19 protein-coding genes are annotated in these 20,979 nt (G+C 60.9%); 13 read left to right on the top strand and 6 right to left on the bottom strand.

Translation table 11 applies throughout. The features are described from left to right. The first annotated feature begins 55 nt into the window (after positions 1-55). On the top strand, positions 56-763 hold the full coding sequence (locus tag AB4P96_RS29250) for a membrane integrity-associated transporter subunit PqiC (RefSeq protein ID WP_026013799.1): 708 nt from the start codon (positions 56-58) through the stop codon (positions 761-763). A 172-nt stretch (positions 764-935) separates the two neighbouring features. Here the strand turns inward: AB4P96_RS29250 and AB4P96_RS29245 are convergent, their stop codons facing one another. After that, on the bottom strand, positions 936-2,468 hold the full coding sequence (locus AB4P96_RS29245) for an AhpA/YtjB family protein (protein ID WP_017138477.1): 1,533 nt from the start codon (positions 2,466-2,468) through the stop codon (positions 936-938). 133 nt (positions 2,469-2,601) lie between these two features. Between AB4P96_RS29245 and serB the strand changes: the two genes are divergently transcribed. Further along, the gene (gene serB, locus AB4P96_RS29240) at positions 2,602-3,816 is read left to right on the top strand and encodes a phosphoserine phosphatase SerB (RefSeq protein WP_017138476.1); all 1,215 of its coding nucleotides are present in this window, start codon (positions 2,602-2,604) and stop codon (positions 3,814-3,816) included. Positions 3,817-3,957: 141 nt separating this feature from the next. On the opposite strand, the gene asd is transcribed toward serB, so the two are convergent. The 3 genes from asd to AB4P96_RS29225 are packed head-to-tail and all read right to left on the bottom strand — an operon-like array spanning position 3,958 to position 7,242. After that, complete coding sequence (asd, locus tag AB4P96_RS29235; RefSeq protein WP_017138475.1) at positions 3,958-4,818, bottom strand: archaetidylserine decarboxylase; 861 nt, start codon at positions 4,816-4,818, stop codon at positions 3,958-3,960. A gap of 15 nt (positions 4,819-4,833) precedes the next feature. Beyond that, complete coding sequence (rhdA, locus tag AB4P96_RS29230) at positions 4,834-5,649, bottom strand: thiosulfate sulfurtransferase (RefSeq protein WP_099548090.1); 816 nt, start codon at positions 5,647-5,649, stop codon at positions 4,834-4,836. Positions 5,650-5,706: 57 nt separating this feature from the next. Next, positions 5,707-7,242 carry an HDOD domain-containing protein gene (locus tag AB4P96_RS29225; RefSeq protein ID WP_017138473.1) on the bottom strand — a complete coding sequence of 512 codons (1,536 nt, stop codon included), beginning with the start codon at positions 7,240-7,242 and terminating at the stop codon, positions 5,707-5,709. Positions 7,243-7,408: 166 nt separating this feature from the next. Between AB4P96_RS29225 and motA the strand changes: the two genes are divergently transcribed. Together motA and motB are read left to right on the top strand one after the other, a co-directional pair. Further along, complete coding sequence (gene motA, locus AB4P96_RS29220; protein ID WP_017138472.1) at positions 7,409-8,260, top strand: flagellar motor stator protein MotA; 852 nt, start codon at positions 7,409-7,411, stop codon at positions 8,258-8,260. A 3-nt stretch (positions 8,261-8,263) separates the two neighbouring features. Next, positions 8,264-9,289 (top strand): flagellar motor protein MotB, encoded by a 1,026-nt coding sequence (motB, locus tag AB4P96_RS29215; protein WP_017138471.1) that lies wholly within the window; start codon positions 8,264-8,266, stop codon positions 9,287-9,289. A 455-nt stretch (positions 9,290-9,744) separates the two neighbouring features. On the opposite strand, the gene rsgA is transcribed toward motB, so the two are convergent. Beyond that, positions 9,745-10,776: a small ribosomal subunit biogenesis GTPase RsgA gene (rsgA, locus tag AB4P96_RS29210; RefSeq protein ID WP_395600365.1), complete on the bottom strand. Its 1,032-nt coding sequence runs from the start codon at positions 10,774-10,776 to the stop codon at positions 9,745-9,747. A gap of 107 nt (positions 10,777-10,883) precedes the next feature. Here rsgA and orn point away from each other — a divergent pair, with 107 nt between their 5' ends. Both orn and AB4P96_RS29200 read left to right on the top strand, forming a co-directional pair. After that, positions 10,884-11,426 carry an oligoribonuclease gene (gene orn / locus AB4P96_RS29205; RefSeq protein WP_060767947.1) on the top strand — a complete coding sequence of 181 codons (543 nt, stop codon included), beginning with the start codon at positions 10,884-10,886 and terminating at the stop codon, positions 11,424-11,426. A gap of 415 nt (positions 11,427-11,841) precedes the next feature. Beyond that, positions 11,842-12,459, top strand: coding sequence for a trimeric intracellular cation channel family protein (locus AB4P96_RS29200; RefSeq protein ID WP_169986743.1), 618 nt, complete (start codon positions 11,842-11,844; stop codon positions 12,457-12,459). On the opposite strand, the gene queG is transcribed toward AB4P96_RS29200, so the two are convergent. Further along, a complete protein-coding gene (gene queG, locus AB4P96_RS29195) occupies positions 12,456-13,520 on the bottom strand; it encodes a tRNA epoxyqueuosine(34) reductase QueG (protein ID WP_017138468.1) in 1,065 nt (354 codons plus the stop codon). The two genes, AB4P96_RS29200 and queG, sit on opposite strands and share 4 nt — an antisense overlap. A 63-nt stretch (positions 13,521-13,583) precedes the next feature. Here queG and AB4P96_RS29190 point away from each other — a divergent pair, with 63 nt between their 5' ends. The 7 genes from AB4P96_RS29190 to hflX all read left to right on the top strand — a co-directional run bounded on the left by AB4P96_RS29190 (position 13,584) and on the right by hflX (position 20,893). Then, positions 13,584-14,444, top strand: a complete 861-nt coding sequence (locus tag AB4P96_RS29190) for an NAD(P)H-hydrate dehydratase (protein WP_138449469.1) — start codon at positions 13,584-13,586, stop codon at positions 14,442-14,444. Beyond that, positions 14,432-14,902 carry a tRNA (adenosine(37)-N6)-threonylcarbamoyltransferase complex ATPase subunit type 1 TsaE gene (gene tsaE / locus AB4P96_RS29185; RefSeq protein ID WP_099548093.1) on the top strand — a complete coding sequence of 157 codons (471 nt, stop codon included), beginning with the start codon at positions 14,432-14,434 and terminating at the stop codon, positions 14,900-14,902. Before AB4P96_RS29190 ends, tsaE begins: the two co-directional genes overlap by 13 nt. Positions 14,903-14,919: 17 nt before the next feature. Then, complete coding sequence (locus AB4P96_RS29180) at positions 14,920-16,341, top strand: N-acetylmuramoyl-L-alanine amidase (protein ID WP_395600364.1); 1,422 nt, start codon at positions 14,920-14,922, stop codon at positions 16,339-16,341. After that, positions 16,341-18,254 (top strand): DNA mismatch repair endonuclease MutL, encoded by a 1,914-nt coding sequence (gene mutL, locus AB4P96_RS29175; protein WP_370589495.1) that lies wholly within the window; start codon positions 16,341-16,343, stop codon positions 18,252-18,254. The genes AB4P96_RS29180 and mutL overlap by 1 nt, the downstream gene beginning before the upstream one ends. Continuing rightward, positions 18,254-19,225 carry a tRNA (adenosine(37)-N6)-dimethylallyltransferase MiaA gene (miaA, locus tag AB4P96_RS29170; RefSeq protein ID WP_099548094.1) on the top strand — a complete coding sequence of 324 codons (972 nt, stop codon included), beginning with the start codon at positions 18,254-18,256 and terminating at the stop codon, positions 19,223-19,225. Before mutL ends, miaA begins: the two co-directional genes overlap by 1 nt. A gap of 93 nt (positions 19,226-19,318) precedes the next feature. After that, complete coding sequence (gene hfq / locus AB4P96_RS29165) at positions 19,319-19,579, top strand: RNA chaperone Hfq (RefSeq protein ID WP_003188059.1); 261 nt, start codon at positions 19,319-19,321, stop codon at positions 19,577-19,579. Positions 19,580-19,591: 12 nt separating this feature from the next. Next, positions 19,592-20,893 (top strand): ribosome rescue GTPase HflX, encoded by a 1,302-nt coding sequence (gene hflX, locus AB4P96_RS29160; RefSeq protein WP_017138462.1) that lies wholly within the window; start codon positions 19,592-19,594, stop codon positions 20,891-20,893. Positions 20,894-20,979 lie beyond the last annotated feature (86 nt).

The following is a 20,979-nucleotide window of genomic DNA, read 5'->3' as shown; positions in this document are numbered from 1 at the left end:
GTTATTTTTAGTATTACATTGTGGTTCGCCTTGTGGCAGCCACCTGGATGGGATGATGACTGCTCCACGCCTTCCTTTATTTTTGATGCTCGCTGGCCTTTTGGGGCTGGCGGGTTGCAGCACACACCAACCGGTGTCGCTGTACCAGCTGGACAGCGGAAGTCCGGCTCAGCCTGCGCAAACCGCAGGCATGGCCGTTTTGCTTGGCCCGGTCGTCGTTGCTGATTACCTGCAACGCGAAACCCTGCTTCAACGTCAGAACGACGGCAGCCTGCAAGGTTCCACCGATGGTCGTTGGGCGGGCAGTTTGTCGTCCGATATCAACCAGCTGATGTTGCGTCAGGTGGCTGGCCATCTCGACAGCCAGCGTGTGGTGCTTGCACCTGGGCCGGCGGGTTTTACCCCGGACGTGCAGGTATTGCTGACCATCACGCGGCTCGATTCGGGTACTTCGCAACCGGCGATTCTTGACGCCCAATGGCGCTTGATCGACCGCCGTGGCCAGGTGCGCGATAACCGCATCGTGCACCTGCAGGAAGAACATACCGGCACCACCGCGTCCCAGGTCCAGGCCCAGGGCGTGTTGTTGCAGCATCTGGCGCAACAGTTGTCGGTGGCGCTCAAGCCATTGGCCAACCAGCCGCCAGTGGCCGAGGCGCCGCGCAAGCAAGCGCCATCCCAGGCCAAACCGTCAGCTCCGCAGAAGCCTAAGATGCCGATGGCCACGCCGATTCGCACGGATATGGAAGTGTTCAGGTTCTGATCTGAATCGCGCCCAAACAAAAGGCCCGCTTACTCAGCGGGCCTTTTTGTTGTTGATCGTTCCCACGCTCCGCGTGGGAATGCCTCTTGGGACGCTCCGCGTCCCGTTGCGCAGCAGTGACGCAGAGCGTCACGGAATGCATTCCCACGCGGAGCGTGGGAACGATCAGCCATCAGGGCTTGTTACGGGTCTCATGCATGCGCGCCAACTGCCGCTCGAGCATCGACGGGTACGGCTCCATCAGCCGCTCCACACAGCTCGCGCCTTCAGGGCTGGCGATCGGGCGGATTCGTGCGCGCTGGCGGATCAGCGCATCTTCACTGATCTTGCGCTCCACCAGCAGCAGGTTGCGGCTGTGTTGGGACAAGGCCAGCGCATCCTGGGCGATCTCGGTAAGCAGCAGGTCGATCTGGCTCATGCCGAACAGATCGTCTCCGACGGTCAGGCCAAGTTGCAGCTGCAAGGTAATGCCGCTGTCGGCCACTTCAATCTGCAAGGCATGGCCGAGGGCGCGCAGCAGCTCGCCGCAGCAGATGGCATTGGTCAGGTAGTCTTCGCCGCTGTCTTCGCTGTGGAACAGCATCAACGTGCTGCCGTCGTTCAGGGTGTGCAGCTCGCTCTGATAGAGCGACGCAGCCTGGTCGAGGCAGTCGCGGTAGCGCTCCAGCAATTCGGTGAGGCGCGCACGGGGCAGGCGACGCAGTTGGTCCTGGGCACCCAGTTGCACAGCCAGTACCGCGCTGTGCTGCGGCTCGGTATTTTTTACCGGCGCAGGTTGCGGGGCCACAACGGGTGCGGCGGCCGAGGTGTCGCGCAGGTCGGCGAACGGGTCTTCATCGTCCAGTTCGTCTTCTTCGGCCTTGATCACCTGGCGTGGCGCAGGCTTGAGGGCGGCCACCGGCGTGCTTTCGTCAAAGCCTGGGTCACGCAGGTTGCGCACTTCAAACTCGGGCTCGTCGTCGTAGTCGGTGTCGTCGTACTCAGGCTCGGGTTCAACCTCAGGCACCACCGGCTCGGGAGCGAAGCTGGCGTGAAGCTGGCGGGCGAGGTCGCCGATTTCATCCTGGCGGTCGGTGGCCGGGGTGTGTTCGTCGATATCGCGCAGCCAGATGCGCAGTTGCATCAGCGGCGTGGAGATATGCCGACCCAGGCGCAAGCTCAGGGCCAGGGCCAGTGCCAGCAGGATCGCGCTGAGGATGCCCATGCTTTGCAGGCTGATGGTCATCGGCTGCTGGAATTGCTGCATGTCGAGGCTGATGCGCAGTTGCCCGGCCTTCACATCCTGAAACGTAATATTGCTCGAATACAGACCTTCGGCTTCACCCAGCAGGCCGTTTTTCGGGCGCTGCCCGGCTTCGGCCATGATCCGGTTGTCCACGCTGTAGATGGCGGCGTGGGCCACCAGCGGGTTCTTGGTCAGGTTATTGAGCAGCACGTTGAGGCTGAGGATGTCGTTGGACACCAGCAACTCAGTCGCCGAAGTGGCGGTCTGGGTCGTCAGGCTCTCGCCCAGGGCGTCGGCTTGCTCGTGCATGGCCTGCTTGAACTGCAAACCCATCACGCAGGCGTAGATCACCAGGGCCAGAGCGACCAGGATCACGTTATGGCTGGCGATGCGTAATGCGATCGGTACACGGCGGTGGCGCAGTGCCCGGAAGATCAGCAGGAAGAAGTTATCGGTTTTTACTGGCGTGGGCCGGTTCACTTGCGCTCGGCTCTTGGTCCGTGAAGTTGACGCGCAGTATAGCGACAGGCCTAGAACCGGCAAAGCGCTCGCTGTGCCCGATGGTCACTGAAAGTGGGTAGAATGCGGTTTTTTTCCAGCCTGGGGGTGCGCTTTGCGCGAAATTGTCCTGATAAACATCACCGGCGAAGACCGCCCGGGTCTCACCGCAGCCATTACCGGTGTTCTGGCCCAGGGTGGTGTGAACATTCTCGACATCGGCCAAGCGGTGATCCACGACACGCTGTCGTTCGGCATCCTGGTGGAAATCCCCAGCACCGAGCAGGCCTCGTCGGTGCTCAAAGACATCCTGTTTACGGCGTATAAGCTTGATCAACAGGTGCGTTTCACCCCGGTTTCCGAAGCCGATTACCAGCATTGGGTCGAAGGCCAGGGTAAAAAGCGCCACATCGTGACCCTGCTGACCCGCAAAGTAACCGCCGAACAATTGCAGCGTGTCAGCTCGATCACCGCTCAATATGGTTTGAATATCGATCACATCGACCGTCTGTCGGGTCGTATGCCGTTGGACACGCCGGCCGACAAAGGCAAGGGCTGCATCGAATTCTCCGTGCGCGGCGAGCCGGCCGACCCGCAAGCCTTGCGCGCCGAATTCCTCAGCGTGGCCCAGGAACTGAATGTCGACATCGCCTTCCAGGAAGATTCGCTGTTCCGCCGTAACCGCCGCCTGGCGGTGTTCGATATGGATTCCACGCTGATCGAAGCCGAAGTCATCGACGAGTTGGCCAAGGCCGCCGGTGTGGGCGAGCAGGTGTCCGAAATCACCGAGCGCGCCATGGCCGGTGAGCTGGATTTTCGCGCCAGCTTCAAGGAGCGCCTGGCACTGCTCAAGGGCTTGGACGTAAGTGTGTTGGATTCGATCGGTGCTTCGCTGCGCCTGACCGAAGGCGCCGAAACCTTGTTTGCCGAACTCAAGCGCCTGGGCTACAAGACTGCAATTCTCTCGGGCGGTTTCACCTACTTCGCCAAGCAATTGCAGGCCAAGCTGGGCATTGACTATGTATTTGCCAACGAGCTGGAAGTGGTGGATGGCAAAGTGACCGGCGTGGCGGTCGAGCCGATTGTCGACGCACAGCGCAAGGCGGACTTGCTGAAGGAATTGGCCCACAAGGAAGGTTTGCGTCTGGAGCAGACCATTGCGGTCGGCGACGGCGCCAATGACTTGCCGATGCTGGCGATTGCCGGGTTGGGTGTGGCGTTCCGTGCCAAGCCGTTGGTGAAGCAATCGGCCAAGCAGGCGATTTCGACGCTGGGGCTGGATGGTGTGTTGTATCTGTTGGGCTTTCGCGATCGCGACGGGCAGTTGTAACCCGATCTAACTGCAATATTGCAGTAACTGTGGGAGCCGGGCTTGCCCGCGATAGCGGTAGTTCAGTCATTGAAGTATTGACTGGTACGCCGCTATCGCGGGCAAGCCCGGCTCCCACATTTGATTTGCATCAGCTTCAAATCAGGCTTTCGGCAGTGCGATACCCTGGCCCATCTGTACCGGCGTACCCGCCACCAACTCCTCTGCCCACTTCACCTGATCCGGCCCGAACAGCACGATGGCGGTCGAACCCAGCTTGAAGCGGCCCAGTTCAGCACCTTTCTCCAAGTGAATCGGCGCGCGTGCGGCTTCGTCGTAGCGGAAGGTTTTCAGCTCGCGTTTCGGCGGCGTGACCAGCCCGGCCCATACGGTTTCAATCGACGCCACAATCATCGCGCCCACCAACACCACAGCCATCGGGCCGCGTTCGGTGTCGAACAGGCAGACAACACGCTCGTTGCGCGCAAACAGTTCCGGCACGTTTTCGGCGGTGGTCTGGTTGACCGAGAAAATCCGGCCCGGCACGTAGACCATCTCACGCAGCGTACCGGCCAAAGGCATGTGTACGCGGTGGTAATCCTTCGGTGACAGGTAAATAGTGGCGAAATCACCGCCCATGAACGGTGCAGCCAACGCCGCATCACCACCGAGCAATTCCAGCACGCTGAAGCTATGGCCTTTGGCCTGGAACACACGACCGTGTTCAATCGGGCCAAGCTGGCTGACCGCGCCGTCGGCTGGGCTCAGCACCGCGCCTGGAGTTTCATCCAACGGGCGGGCGCCGTCTTTCAGGGCGCGGGTAAAGAAGGCATTGAAGTGCTCGTAGGCGGTTAGGTCTTCGACCAGCGCCTGGGACATGTCCACTTGATAGCGCTTGGCGAACCACGCCGTGAAGGCATTCTTGAACCAGCGCACGCGGCACTCGGCAATGCAGCCGGCCAGGCGCGACAGCAAGTGGTGCGGCAGCAAGTACTGGCTGAGGATAAACAACTGCTTTTTCATAACTGTCCTTAAACCTTAAATCTCGACGGGGGTGTCGGGGTGGTTGCCCCATTCGCCCCAGGAACCGGCATAACCTTTGACTCGCGGATAACCGAGCGCCTTGGCCACCAGGTAGGTGAAGCCAGAGCGGTGGTGAGTCTGGCAGTGGGTGATGATTTCTTTGTCGCGGGTCAGCCCGAGGTCTTCGAGGATCTGCGGCATGTCGCGGCGGATACGCAGGTTGCGCGCCTTGTCCATACCGGCAGTCCATTCGAAGTTGACGGCGCCGGGGATGTGACCACCCTTGGCGGCGAGCACTTTCTCGCCGGAATATTCCAGCGGGCCGCGTGCGTCCCAGATCCCCAGGTCGGCGGCGCCGAGACGGCTTTGCAGGTATTCGCGGGTGGCGGTGGGGCCGTCGTGCAGCGTGAGGCTGACCGGGCCGCCAACCGGGGCGGGCACTTCGGTGGATACCGGGTGTTTTTCGTCCAGCCAGGCCAGCAGGCCGCCATCCAGGTAGTGGTACTTCTGGTGGCCGATCACGTCGAGCAACCAGATAAACCGCCCGGCCCAGCCGCCGCCTTCGTCGTCATAGACGACGTAAGTGGCGTCCGGGGTGTGGCCCAGTTCGCCGAACAGCTTTTCCAGGTCGGCCTTGTGCGGCAGCAAGCCGGGTGCTGGCGGCTGGCCCAGTTGGGTGCGCTTGGGGTCAACGAAATGCGCGCCGGGGATATGCCCTTCGGCGTAGCGGGCGGCACTGGTGAGGTCCACCAGAATCAAGTGTTCGGCATCCAGGCGACCAAGCAGGTCGCTGGACTCGATCACCAGCGGCAAGCCAGAGAAGTCAGGCATGTGAGGTCTCCTGGGCACAAATGTTGGTGATAAAAGAGGGCGATTGTAGCGCAAGCATCAGGCGCTGCGGTTGGTAAAGCTGTGCAGCGCTTTCTCGATGCATTGAGCGGTTTTGCCAAAAGCCTGCACGGTGGTTTCCGAGAACGGCCCGCCGCCCTGGTCGGCGACCATCAGCATCACCACGCGACCATTGCAGCTCAGAGAGCGTAGCAACAGGTGTTCACCGGTAAACCAGCGGCGCAGGATCGGCGGCAGCAGCGCAGAAAATTGCGCGTGATTGTCTGGCGTGAGGCGCACCTGGGCGGACTTTTCCAGCAAGCGTTGCAGCAGTGTGCTGTTGACGACGTCGAGGCTCAGGTTGGCAGCGTCCTTGGGCAAGCCATCGGCCTGATGCACACGCAAGGTACTCAGGGCGCGGTCGGCCATAAAGAGCAGCACCCGCTGCATGCCACTGGCGACCAAGGCTTCCTTGGCGCAGGTGGTCAAGTGCATGGCGTTGGCAAAGCGGCTTGGTTCGACCAGCAACTCGGTGCAGCGCTTGCGCCACACGGCCAGTGCTTCGGCAGTGGGCGGCGGTGCGGGCAGCAGGCCGCGATGGACCTTCTGCACATGCCACGGCCAGATCAGCGACAGCGCCGGGTGCCAGAGGTCCGGCATCAAGGTGGTGCGCGCGCTGGTGACCGCTTGTTGGTGAACCTGCTGCTGCACGTCACACAGCGGCGCTTGCAGGTACAGCGCGGTAAGGTATTGCCAGCGCTCGGTGTGCGGGCAGGTCCAGGATTCCTGGGCCGACATCGCCAGGCCGTTGGCCAGCAGCACGGTGTTGGCGGGTTGGTTCAACCAGCGCCGCAGGTTGGGTTCGGCATCGAGCAGTTGCTGCTGGCGCAGCGCGTCATCTTCGCGGGCGATGTGCAGCGCCTTGACCAGCAAGCGCTGCTCGGTCAGCAGCAGGTTGTAGCCCTGGGACACCCAGATCGGCAGGTGCCAGGCTTCGGTCAGGCCAAGGCACAAGTCGAGCAGGCGTACACCGAACAGTTCCTGCTCGACCTTGTGCGCCGACTGGCCTTTGTGGATGACCCGCAGTTCCCATTCTTCCAGGAGTTTGGGGTAGGCCACGGCCAGCGGCCACAGCGGCGACAGAAACAGCAGGCTGCCCCAATGGATGTCTTGCCACAGCCGCGCCAGGCGGCTGGCGAACAAACCGTTGGCTTGCTGTGAGGCGTGCTGGCTTATCAGCAGCAGTTGGCGCAAAGCCACCGGGATGTCTTTTTCCGGCACCGAGGGCAGGCGCGCGAGCAATTCTTCGGCGCGTTTGAGACCCAGGCGGTTCAGCGCCACTTCGAGGTTTTCCGCCGGCCCCGACAGGCTGCCGTGCGCCTGGCTGTTGGCCTCGCGCATCACACTGAGCACCAGTGCCGGGCTGTTTTGCATCAGCTCGGCAATATCTCGCAATGAACTGCGGCTGTCGCGGATGGCCTTGCACACGCGTTCGTGACTAGCCTGAGGAACAGGCAGCAGCACATCGTCCAGGCGCTTGATCCAAGCGGCGAGGGTGGTGGGTTTTGTATTTGGAACTGTCGTTTCGTTTGCCATGATTGGGGCGCGATCATCACTTGCGTTCTACACGCCCGGAACGGGCCGAATTGGCTTTTCGCCTTAACGGGCTATAGTCTGGCGCAGTTTTGCCGATAAGTAGAACAAGAGTTTTCTGCAGCACCCACTATGTCCATGAACCCGACGGCGCAAGTACCAATCTCCTATGGCTAAAATTATCGGCATCATCGTCGTCATCGCAAGTGTGCTCGGTGGGTACGTCCTGTCCCACGGTAAAATTGCCGCGCTGATCCAGCCCTTCGAAGTGCTGATCATCGGCGGCGCCGCGTTTGGTGCTTTCCTGCAGGCCAACCCCGGCTACATGACCATGCACGTGATCAAAAAGTCGCTGGGCATGTTCAGCTCACGCTTCTCTCACACGTTCTATCTTGAAGTGCTGGGGCTGATCTACGAGATCCTCAACAAGAGCCGCCGCGAAGGCATGATGGCCATCGAAGGCGACATCGAAGACGCTGCCGCCAGCCCGATTTTCGCCAAGTACCCGGCCGTGCTCAAAGATGAGCGCATGACCGCCTACATCTGTGACTACCTGCGCATCATGTCCTCCGGCAACATGGCCCCGCACGAGCTCGAAGGGCTGTTCGACATGGAGCTGTTCAGCCTGAAGGAAGAGCTGGAACATCCTTCCCACGCCGTGACCGGCGTCGCTGACGGCATGCCCGGTTTTGGTATCGTTGCGGCGGTACTGGGCATTGTGGTGACCATGGCATCCCTGGGTGAGGGCGACCAGAAGGCTATCGGCATGCACGTGGGCGCGGCCCTCGTCGGTACCTTCTTCGGTATCCTCGCGGCCTACGGTTTCTTCGGCCCACTGGCCACGTCCCTGGCCCACGATGCCAAGGAAGAAGTGAATTTGTACGAAGCGATCAAGGCCTGCCTGGTGGCTTCGGCGTCCGGCATGCCGCCATCGCTGGCGGTGGAGTTCGGGCGCAAGGTGCTGTACCCGAAACATCGCCCAAGTTTTGCCGAGCTGGAACAAGCGGTTCGCGGTCGCTAAGTCATGGAAAACAACCAGCCGATAATCATCAAGCGCGTCAAGCGCTTCGCTGCGGGGCACCATGGCGGCGCCTGGAAAATCGCCTTCGCCGACTTTGCCACGGCGATGATGGCGTTCTTCCTGGTGCTGTGGCTGATGTCGACCGCCACGCCCGAGCAGAAGATCGCCATTGCCGGTTACTTCAAAGACCCGATTGGTTTTTCGGAAAGCGGCACGCCCTTCGTGATCGACCTGGGCGGCTCACCGCAACTGGCGCCTGAGCGCACCATCAACCCCGAGGTCAAGACCGAGTCGCCGCAGGAAAATATCCCGATCGAGCGCGACACCGTCGAGAGCATGGCCGAGCAGGTCGAGAAAGAGCGCCTGGAGTTGTTGCTGCAGGAACTGCAGACCAAGGTCGAAGAAAACCCGCAGCTGCTGAAGTTCAAGGATCAGATTTCCTTCGAGATCACCCCCGAAGGCTTGCGCATCCAGATCACCGATGCGGCCAATCGGCCGATGTTCGACTCCGGCAGTGCGCGCTTGAAGCCGTACTTCGAAGATATCCTGCTGGCCATGGCCGACACCATCAAGGCGGTGCCGAACAAGATCAGCATCAGCGGTCATACCGACGCCAAGCCCTATGCGGGCCAAGGCGACTTCGGCAACTGGGAGCTTTCGGCCAACCGCGCCAATGCCGCCCGTCGTGCGCTGGTGGCGGGCAGCTATCCCGACCCGCAAGTGGCGCGCGTGGTGGGGTTTGCGTCCTCGCAGTTGTTTGACCCTAAAGACCCGTTCAACCCGATCAACCGCCGTATCGATATCGTGGTGCTGACTAAAAAAGCCCAGCGTGCGATTGAAGGTGATCAGCCGCCACCTGCGGCGCCGACCCAGGGCGAAGGCGCTCCGGGTGAAGTGCCGGCAGATCCGAATGCTATTCCGCCAGGGCAGGAGCCGCTGCCGGCCCATGAGCTGCGGCAGAAGCTGAACCTGTTTGATGACGGCGGGGTGAAAGACCCTACGGCGCCTGCGCCAACGCCGGGTTCGTAAGCGGTCTTTGTTGGTTGTAAATGAAAACGCCCCGACTATGTCGGGGCGTTTTCATTTGTGTTCAGAGAGGAAGGTAGGCTTTGACGCCGCTGATGACACCTCGCATGTCCTCCACGCACTGGCGCGGCACGAAGTACTCCCGGCCCTTGGAGCGAGTCTTTCTGTGCAGTTGTTAATGCCCCACAAAAAGCAAAGCCGCCCGAAGGCGGCTTCATTCGACGCGCAGTGGAGCTTGCTTCGCCCCTTCTGCGCCGCTGGATCAACCCCGAAAAGGATCCAGACTCCTGCCAGCTTTCGCTGGTGACGGAGCAATTATGCGCATCGAGAAATCCGAATACAAGCTGGCTTGTGCGTATGAGCCACCCAGTTGGTCCGGATTCTTGATGCCTGCTCCTATTAAATCAATGGACTAGGGGCTTCAGTACACTGGTTTATGTGTATCAAGAAGTGGATCGTTAGTAGCTGCTCTCCGGCAAGCTCGCAATAATCGACCGATAGCTGTTCATTCGCTGCTGCTGCACACGCCCATCTTCCAGGGCCTTTAGCAACGCACAGCCCGGCTCGCGGTCGTGTTTGCAGTCGCGGAAGCGGCAGGTGCCGATCAGGTCGTTGAACTCGATGAAGCCCGCTTCCACATCGCTGCGGCTGACGTGGCCGAGGCCGAATTCACGGATGCCTGGGGAGTCGATCAACTCACCGCCGCCGGGGAAGTGGAACAACCGCGCGGTGGTGGTGGTGTGGGTACCCTGGCCGGACAGTTCCGACAGCGGGCCGACACGGGTGTCGACTTCCGGCAGCAGGCTGTTGACCAGCGATGACTTGCCCACGCCAGACTGGCCGACGAACACACTGATGCGCCCGTCCAACTGCTGTTGCAGTTGTTCCATGCCATTGCCGTGATGCGCCGACACTTCCAGCACCGGGTAACCCAGGGTGCGGTAGACCGCCAGCAACGCGTTGAGCGCCCGGGCGTTCTGCTCGTCGATCAGGTCGAATTTGTTCAGCAGCAGCAGCGGGCGAATGCCGGCATGCTCGGCTGCGACCAGGTAGCGGTCGATCAGGTTGGCGTGCGGCTCGGGCAGCGGCGCGAACACGATCACGATCATGTCGACGTTGGCCGCCACCGGCTTGAGCTGGCCACGGCTGTCGGGGCGGCGCAGTTCGGTGGTGCGCGGCAACTGGGCGACGATCACGCCGATGCCCTGGTTGCCGGCACGCCACACGACCTTGTCGCCGGTGACCAGCGCAGGCAGGTTGGCGCGCAAGTGGCAGCGGGACACCGAACCTGCGAGTTCGCCTTCGAGCGCCTCGACTTCGACCTGCACGCCGAAGTGCGCGATCACCAGGCCCGTTTGTTCAGGCCCCAGGTCGCCGCCCTCGAGCGCTTCCACGGCGGAGGATTCACGTTTGGCGGCGCGAGCGGCGCGTTCGCCTTGAATCTTTTCGATGCGCCAGTTTTGGCGGCGATTGAGCTGGCGTTTGGCCATTGGTGTTCCGTGTCGATAATGCAAAGGTTGGGTAAAACGGTCGCGAGTCTAGCACGCCCCCGCCTGCTAAACTGCGCAGCTAAGCCAAGGGCCAAGAGAATCAAGCCATGCAAAACCCACAGAACCTGATTTGGATCGATCTGGAAATGACCGGTCTGAACCCCGACACCGACGTCATCATCGAGATGGCGACCATTGTCACCGACAGCAACCTCAACACCTTGGCCGAAGGTCCGGTGATCGCCATCCATCACAGCGACGCTGTACTGGCCACCATGGACGAGTGGAATACCCGCACCCACGGCAACTCGGGCCTGACCCAGCGCGTGCGCGAGAGCCGCATCAGCATGGCTGAGGCCGAAGCTGAAACCATCGCCTTCCTGGAAAAGTGGGTGCCCAAGGGCAAGTCGCCGATCTGCGGCAACAGCATCTGCCAGGATCGTCGCTTCCTTTATACGCACATGAAGGGGCTGGAAAGCTACTTCCACTATCGCAACCTGGACGTGTCCACACTCAAAGAGCTGGCGGCGCGCTGGGCGCCGGAGGTCAAGGACAGCTTCCACAAAGGCAGCACGCATTTGGCGCTGGATGACATTCGCGAGTCGATCGCCGAGTTGCAGCATTACCGCAAGCATTTCATCAAGGCTTGAATCTGTGGCGCCTGCTCTGGCCCCATTGCAGCATTGGTGTCTACGCAGCCGGTTGAAACAAAGTCTGTGGTAAGTGGGCTGTTGTGGCGAGCAGGCTTGCCCTGCGTTGGGCTGCGAAGCAGCCCCAAATCCAGACGCTGAGTTCTTTCAGGAAAATTGCAGTGTCTTTACTGGGGCCGCTTCGCAGCCCAACGCAGGGCAAGCCTGCTCGCCACAGGGAAATCTGGATGCCTTCAAGTTGTGTAGATACCAGGCCCTATCGCAGGCAAGCCAGCTCCCACACTTTGACTTGTGAACACATTCAAATGTGGGAGCTGGCTTGCCTGCGATGCTGTCGATACGGTCTTTCGCCTGCTGCCCCCTTTTGGTGCCATCACCCAATGATTAGAATGCGCGCCTATTCGCAAGGATCGCCATCATGCTGTTGATGCTCTACCTCATCGCCATCACCGCCGAAGCCATGACCGGCGCGCTGTCCGCCGGGCGCCGTGGCATGGACTGGTTTGGCGTGGTGCTGATCGCCTGCGTCACGGCGCTGGGCGGCGGTTCGGTGCGCGATGTACTGTTGGGGCATTACCCGCTGACGTGGGTCAAACACCCGGAATACCTGGTGCTGACCTCGATCGCCGCGCTGGTGACGATCTTTATTGCACCGCTGATGCGCCGTCTGCGCTCGCTGTTCCTGGCGCTGGACGCCTTGGGCCTGGTGGCGTTTACCCTGATCGGCTGCATGACTGCTTTGGAAATGGGTCACGGCATGCTGGTGGCTTCAGTCAGCGGCGTGATCACGGGCGTATTCGGCGGCATCCTGCGCGATATCTTCTGTAACGACATCCCGCTGATCTTTCGCCGCGAGCTGTACGCCAGTGTGTCGTTTCTCGCCGCCTGGTTCTACATGCTGTGCCTGTATCTGCAACTGCCCAGCGAGCAGGCGATTCTGCTGACTTTGTTCAGCGGCTTTTTATTGCGGTTGCTGGCGATACGTTTTCACTGGGAAATGCCCAAGTTTGTCTACAACGACGACGTGCACTAGCGCGTAGCGTGCTGGTTCAGCGCCCATTCCACATGTTCGCGCACCAGTTCGGACGGATAATCGCGACGTGCTTTCAAGGCTTCGAGTACCGGAATGCTTGACGGCGCGTTGCCCAGGCCCACTGCCAGGTTGCGCAGCCAGCGCTCATACCCGGCACGACGCAGGGGCGAGCCTTCTGTGTTGCTGAGGAATTTATCCTCGTCCCACATAAACAATTCGGCCAGTTCTGCGTTATCCAGATTGTGCCGTGGCTTGAAATCGCTTTCGGCCGTGGATCGGGCGAAACGATTCCAGGGGCAAACGATCTGACAGTCATCGCAGCCGAATACCCGATTGCCGATCAGTGGGCGCAGGTCCTCGGGGATCGCACTCTTGAGTTCGATGGTCAGGTAGGAAATGCAGCGCCGCGCGTCGAGCACATAAGGGCCGACGAAGGCATTGGTGGGGCAGATATCCAGGCATGCGGTGCAGCGGCCGCAATGCTCGGTGACGTGAGGCGCGTCCACCGGCAACGGCAAATCGACAAACAGTTCGCTTAAAAAGAAATAGCTGCCGGCCTTGCGATTGAGTACCAGGGTGTTTTTGCCGATCCAGCCGAGGCCAGCTTGTTCGGCAATGGCTTTTTCCAAAACGGGCGCGCTGTCGACAAAGGCGCGAAAGCCGAACGGGCCGATCTGTGCCTGGATACGGTCGGCCAGTTGTTGCACGCGCTTGCGGATCAGCTTGTGGTAATCGCGGCCCAAGGCGTAACGGGAGATGTAGGCTTTTTCTGGCTTGGCCAGCAACTGCGCCATTTGCGTGTCGCCTGGCAGATAATCCATGCGCAGCGAAACTACACGCAGCGTGCCCGGCACCAGTTCATCGGGGTGCGAGCGTTTGCTGCCATGGGCGCCCATGTATTCCATCTCGCCGTGGTAGCCCGCGTCGAGCCAGCGTTGCAGGTGCTGCTCATGCTCGGCCAGGTCCAGGCCGCTGATGCCGACTTGTTGAAAACCCAGCTCGCGGCCCCAGTCTTTGATCGATTGGGCGAGGGCGGGCAGATCGGAAGTAATTGCAGGCATGAGACACGGGAAACCACAGGTTAGATGCGTATAATTCTGCCAGACATCGGAGCTTGAAGACGCATGCCGCAGACAAAACACACAATTACCGACGTACAGCCGCTGTTGCACGGCCATTTGCCGCAACTGGCTGCACGTTCCCCGGACGCCCATAAAGGCCAGTTCGGTCACCTGCTGGTCATCGGCGGCGACCATGGCTTTGGCGGTGCCGGGCTGCTCAGCGCCGAAAGCGCCTTGCGCAGTGGCGCAGGCATGGTTTCGTTGGCGACTCGCCCGGAACACGTGCCAGCCGCACTCGCACGTTTGCCGGAGGTGATGACCGTCGGCGTCAGTTCGGCCAATCAGTTGATGGGGCTGCTGGAAAAAATCTCGGTGATCGTTATCGGTCCTGGCCTGGGCGCAGCGTCCTGGGGCAAAAGCCTGTTGTCGGTTGCCGCCAACGCCCAGCAGCCGCAAGTTTGGGATGCTGACGCCTTGAACCAGTTGGCCGCAGGCGTCGTAAGCCTGCCGGCCAACAGCGTTATCACGCCGCATCCCGGTGAGGCGGCGCGGTTGATGGGCATCACGACAGCCGCGGTTCAGGCCGATCGCCTTAACGTGGCGCGCGCGTTAAGCCAGAAATTCAATGCAGTGGCTATCCTCAAGGGTGCTGGCAGTTTGATTGCCAGCCCGGACGGCCGTGTTTCGCGCTGTGACCAAGGTCACCCGGCGATGGCGACGGCCGGTTTGGGTGATGTGCTGAGCGGCTTGGTGGGTGCATTGCTGGCCCAGGGCATGCCCGCCTATGAGGCAAGTTGCCTGGCCGTGTGGTTGCACGCCACGGCGGGGGATCGCCAAGGCACTTATGGTCGCGGCCTGGCCGCCAGCGACCTGATACCTGCCATTCGTCAATTGCTGGAGGAGCAGTCGCCGTGCCTGAAGTAAGCCTTTTTCTGGCTGATGAAGACGCCATGGTTGCGTTGGGTCAGCGTATTGCACAGGTTTCGGCCGGCGCAGGACTGATTTTCCTTGAAGGGGACCTGGGCGCGGGCAAAACCACGCTGTCGCGAGGGATCATTCGTGGGTTGGGCCACACGGGCGCGGTAAAAAGCCCGACGTTCACCTTGGTCGAACCCTACGAGATCGGTGCAGTTCGCGCCTTCCATTTCGACCTGTATCGGCTGGTCGACCCTGAAGAACTGGAGTACATGGGTATCCGTGATTACTTCGATGAAGACGCACTGTGCTTGATCGAGTGGCCAGATAAAGGCACAGGCTTTTTGCCAAAGCCGGACCTGACCATTACCATTACGCCGCATGAGCATGGACGTCAGCTGAAGTTGTTGCCCCAGAGTGCGCGCGGCCAGTCTTGGTGCGCGGCCCTGGCATTGGAATTCAAATAAAATTGGTGGGGTTAGGTATGCGCTTTCGCGCGATAGTTGCTGTCGTAGGGGTGTTGCTTGCGGCAATGACTTTCAATGCTCTGGCTGCTTCACAGGTGAAAAGTGTTCGCCTGTGGCGAGCGCCGGATAACACGCGACTGGTGTTCGACCTGTCTGGCCCGGTCCAGCACAGCGTCTTTACCCTGACGGCGCCCGATCGGCTGGTGATCGACATCAACGGCGCCACCCTCGGCGCGCCGCTGAAAGTCTCAACCGCCAATACCCCGATCACCGCGATGCGCTCGGCCCAGCGCACGCCGACGGACCTGCGTGTGGTCATCGACCTGAAAAAGGCCGTGACCCCGAAAAGCTTTGTGCTGGCGCCTAATGCCCAATACGGCAATCGGTTGGTGGTCGACCTGTTCGACAACGCCGCCGACGCTGCACCGCCGCCTGCGCCAACCCCAAGCGTTGCGACTGTTCCGGCCGTGCCGGTCAACCCGTCGCAGCCGCAGGTCAAGTTGCCGCCGCCACCACCTGCGCCTGCGGGCAAGCGCGACATTATTGTGGTGATCGACGCCGGCCACGGCGGCGAAGACCCGGGCGCCTCCGGCTCGCGCGGCCAGCATGAAAAAGATGTGGTACTGGCCATCGCCCGTGAACTGCAGCGCCAGGTTAATGGCATGAAAGGTTATCGCGCCGAGCTGACCCGTACCGGCGACTACTTCATCCCGCTGCGTGGCCGTACCGAAATCGCCCGCAAGAAGGGTGCAGACCTGTTTGTGTCGATCCATGCCGACGCCGCGCCATCAACCGCTGCCTTCGGTGCCTCGGTGTTTGCCTTGTCGGATCGTGGCGCCACGTCCGAGACCGCACGCTGGCTGGCCGACAGTGAAAACCGTTCCGACCTGATCGGCGGGGCCGGCAACGTGTCCCTCGACGACAAGGACAAAATGCTCGCCGGTGTACTGCTCGACCTGTCGATGACCGCTTCGCTGACCTCCAGCTTGAACGTTGGCCAAAAAGTCCTCAGCAACATTGGCCGCGTGACGTCCCTGCACAAACAGCGCGTGGAGCAGGCTGGGTTCATGGTGTTGAAGTCGCCGGATATCCCGTCGATCCTGGTGGAAACCGGGTTTATTTCCAACTCCAACGAAGCCTCGAAGCTGGCCAGCGCCAATCACCAGCAGGCGCTGGCGCGTTCGATCAGCGCGGGTATTCGCCAGTTCTTCCAGCAGAACCCGCCGCCGGGTACCTACATTGCCTGGCTGCGTGATTCCGGCAAAATCGCCCAAGGCCCGCGTGACCATCGCGTGCAACCCGGCGACACGCTGGCCATGCTGGCCGTGCGTTTCCAGGTATCTGCCGCGACCTTGCGCAGCGCCAACAACCTGAAGACCGATGAATTGAAAGTCGGTCAGGTGTTGACCATCCCTGGCACTGAATTGGCGGCGCAGTAATGAGCGACTCCTTATTGAACAGTGGCTCGCGCATCGAACTGCTCAGCCCGCGCCTCGCCAACCAGATTGCTGCGGGTGAGGTGGTTGAGCGCCCGGCGTCGGTGATCAAGGAATTGCTGGAAAACAGTATCGACTCCGGTGCCAAGCGCATTGATGTCGATGTGGAGCAGGGCGGCGTCAAGCTGCTGCGGGTTCGCGACGACGGCAGCGGGATTTCCTCGGATGACCTGCCGCTGGCCCTGGCTCGTCACGCCACCAGCAAGATTCGCGACCTTGAAGACCTTGAGCGGGTAATGAGCCTGGGTTTTCGCGGTGAGGCATTGGCGTCCATCAGCTCCGTAGCGCGCCTGACCCTGACTTCGCGCACCCGCAGCGCCGAGCAAGCCTGGCAGGTGGAAACCGAAGGCCGTGACATGGCGCCTCGTGTGCAGCCGGCCGCGCACCCGGTGGGGACGTCGGTTGAAGTTCGCGACCTGTTTTTCAACACGCCCGCGCGACGCAAGTTCCTCAAGGCCGAAAAAACCGAATTCGATCACCTGCAAGAAGTCATCAAGCGCCTGGCGTTGGCGCGTTTTGATGTGGCGTTCCATTTACGCCACAACGGCAAAACCATCCTCAGCCTGCACGAAGCCCATGACGACGCCGCGCGCGCTCGGCGGGTCTCGGCGATCTGCGGCGCAGGCTTCCTTGAGCAGGCGCTGCCGATTGAAATCGAGCGCAATGGCTTGCGCCTGTGGGGCTGGGTCGGTTTGCCGACCTTCTCCCGCAGCCAGGCGGACTTGCAGTATTTCTTTGTGAATGGCCGTGCGGTACGCGACAAACTGGTGGCCCACGCGGTGCGCCAGGCGTATCGCGATGTGCTGTTCAACGGGCGGCACCCGACGTTTGTGCTGTTCTTTGAAGTCGACCCGTCGGTGGTCGACGTCAACGTGCACCCGACCAAGCACGAAGTGCGCTTCCGTGACGGGCGCATGGTGCATGACTTCCTCTACGGCACGCTGCACCGCGCCTTGGGCGATGTGCGCCCCGATGATCAGTTGTCAGCGCCGATTGTGACGGCGGTGGTCAGGCCCAGCGGTCCGGAGGCCGGCGAGTTCGGGCCTCAGGGTGAAATGAGCCTGGCGGCCAACCTGCTGCAATCGCCGCAGCCGCAGCCTTCCTACACCGCGCCGGGGTCCGGTGCGGGCGCGGGTTATCAGTACCAATACACGCCACGCCCGCAGTCGACTGTGCCGGTAGCCGAGGCCCAGGCGGCCTATCGCGAATTTTTTGCACCGCTGCCGGGGGCTGAGCCGGGCGCTGTGGCGTTGCCTGAGGGCGGCGGTGATATTCCGCCTTTGGGGTATGCGCTGGCGCAGCTCAAGGGCATTTATATCCTGTCCGAAAACGCCCATGGCCTGGTGCTGGTGGACATGCACGCCGCCCACGAACGGATCATGTACGAGCGCTTGAAGATCGCCATGGCCAGTGAAGGTCTGAGCGGCCAGCCGTTGTTGGTGCCGGAATCCCTGGCGGTGAGCCAGCGTGAAGCCGATTGCGCCGAGGAGCACCACAGCGTGTTCCAGAAGCTGGGCTTCGAACTGCAACGCCTGGGCCCGGAAACCCTGGCTATTCGCCAGATTCCCGCCTTGCTCAAGCAAGCCGAAGCCAACCGCCTGGTCGCCGACGTGCTGGCCGACCTGATGGAATACGGCACCAGCGATCGCATCCAGGCACATATCAACGAACTGCTCGGTACCATGGCCTGCCACGGTGCAATCCGCGCCAACCGCCGCCTGGCGTTGCCGGAAATGAACGGTTTGCTGCGCGACATGGAGAACACCGAGCGCAGCGGGCAATGCAACCATGGCCGACCGACCTGGACCCAAATGGGCCTGGACGACTTGGACAAACTGTTCTTGCGCGGCCGTTGATGAGTGCCTTGCCCCCCGCCATCTTCCTGATGGGCCCTACGGCCGCCGGCAAGACCGACCTGGCCATCGAGCTGACCAAAGTGCTGCCTTGCGAGCTGATCAGCGTCGACTCTGCCCTGGTTTACCGGGACATGGACATCGGCACGGCCAAGCCTTCAAAAGAACTGTTGGCACAGTATCCGCACCGGTTGATTGACATCATCGACCCGGCCGAGAGCTATTCCGCCGCCGATTTCCGTGCCGATGCCCTGGCCGCCATGGCCGAGATCACCGCGCGGGGCAATATTCCGCTGCTGGTGGGCGGTACGATGCTCTATTACAAGGCTTTGCAGGAAGGCTTGGCGGATATGCCTGCGGCCGACGCCCAGGTGCGTGGCGAAATTGAAGAAGAGGCTGCACGCCTTGGCTGGCAAGCCCTGCACGACCAGTTGGCGGCAGTCGACCCGGTTTCCGCTGCGCGCATTCACCCCAATGACCCCCAGCGCCTCAGTCGCGCCCTGGAAGTCTGGCGGGTGAGCGGCCAGACCATGACTGAACACAGGCTGAAACAAACTGCGCAAAGTGCTGATGCAGGCGCATCTGGACAGTCACAATTGCCCTATACTGTGGCGAATCTGGCCATTGCTCCGGCAAATCGCCAGGTGTTGCATGAACGAATTGCACAAAGATTCACAATTATGTTGGAACAGGGGTTTGTGGACGAGGTCGTAGCACTGCGTTCCAGAGGTGACCTGCATGCCGGGTTGCCTTCGATACGTGCTGTAGGCTACCGCCAAGTCTGGGAACACCTGGATGGCAAGCTGACGTCAGCCGAAATGCAGGAGCGCGGCATCATTGCCACGCGCCAATTGGCGAAGCGCCAGTTCACCTGGCTGCGCAGCTGGAGCGAGTTGCACTGGTTGGACAGCCTGGACAGCGACAATCTGTCACGCGCCTTGAAATACTTGGGATCGGTCTCCATATTGAGCTGAGTCCTTGCAATTGCCGTCTATCCTTGGGGGTGTGACGGCCATAAGCTATCTATTTTCCGAATTTTATTATTGATCCTTAAAGGAGTGCGGCACATGTCAAAAGGGCATTCGCTACAAGACCCTTACTTGAATACTTTACGTAAAGAGAAAGTTGGGGTTTCCATCTACCTGGTTAACGGTATCAAGCTGCAAGGCACGATCGAGTCGTTCGACCAGTTCGTGATCCTGCTGAAAAACACCGTCAGCCAGATGGTTTACAAGCACGCTATCTCGACAGTCGTTCCAGTTCGTCCAATCCGTCTGCCTAGCGCAGCAGGTGATGAACAGGGTGACGCTGAGCCAGGTAACGCCTGATAGGAGTCTCCTTTGTTCTTTGAGCGCCACGGTGGTGGTGAGCGAGTAATCCTCGTTCACTTGGATGGACAGGACCCTGAGGCGCGCGAAGATCCGCAGGAGTTTCAGGAGTTGGCAAATTCGGCCGGCGCCGAGACCGTTGCGTTTTTTAACGTACCGCGTCATCGGCCAACCGCCAAATACCTGATAGGCAGCGGCAAGGTCGAGGAACTGCGCGACCTGGTTCACGCCGAAGAAGCCGATCTGGTGATCTTCAATCACACCCTCACGCCCAGTCAGGAACGTAACCTCGAACGTGTTTTCGAGTGTCGCGTGATCGACCGCACCGGTCTGATTCTCGATATTTTCGCCCAGCGCGCCCGTACCCATGAAGGCAAGCTCCAGGTAGAACTGGCCCAGCTTGACCACATGAGCACCCGGTTGGTACGCGGCTGGACTCACCTTGAACGCCAGGGTGGTGGCATCGGCATGCGCGGCCCGGGTGAAACCCAGCTGGAAACCGACCGCCGCCTGCTGCGGGTGCGCCTGCGCCAGATCAAGGGCCGCCTGGAAAAAGTACGCAGCCAGCGCGAACAATCACGCCGTGGTCGCTCGCGTGCGGATATCCCTACCGTGTCCCTGGTGGGCTATACCAACGCCGGCAAATCCACGCTGTTCAACAACGTGACGAAATCGGACGTGTACGCGGCCGACCAACTGTTCGCCACCCTTGACCCGACCTTGCGCCGTTTGGATATCGACGACCTGGGGCCGATTGTCCTGGCCGACACAGTAGGTTTCATTCGTCATTTGCCCCACAAGCTGGTCGAGGCATTTCGGTCTACGCTCGAAGAGTCGAGCAATTCCGACCTGCTGTTGCACGTGATCGATGCGGCCGAACCGGATCGCATGTTGCAGATCGAGCAAGTGATGGTGGTGCTGGGCGAGATTGGTGCACAAGACTTGCCGATCCTCGAGGTCTATAACAAACTCGATTTGCTTGAGGGCGTTGAGCCGCAAATCCAGCGCGATGAAGACGGCAAGCCCCAGCGGGTATGGCTGTCGGCGCGCGATGGCAGTGGTCTGGAGTTGCTTGAACAAGCGATTGCCGAACTGCTGGGCAGCGATTTGTTTGTCGGCACCTTGCGCTTGCCGCAACGTTTTGCTCGACTGCGTGCACAGTTTTTCGAACTGGGCGCCGTACAGAAAGAAGAATACGACGAAGAAGGTGTCAGCTTGCTGGCCGTTCGATTGCCGCGCTCGGAGCTGAATCGGCTGGTCAGCCGTGAAGGTGTGGTACCGACAGAGTTCATCGAACAACACACTTTGCAATAAAAGCCTCCGAAAGCGGTTGTGCCGCAGTAGCAGGCATTCTGTAGCATTGGTCGGCGCGCCGTGGGTGCGTCTTTGCTTTATCAGAT

The sequence above is a fragment of the Pseudomonas sp. B19125 genome, assembly GCF_044218855.1.
GTDB lineage: Bacteria > Pseudomonadota > Gammaproteobacteria > Pseudomonadales > Pseudomonadaceae > Aquipseudomonas > Aquipseudomonas edaphica.
This window is presented reverse-complemented; position numbering and strand designations above follow the sequence as displayed.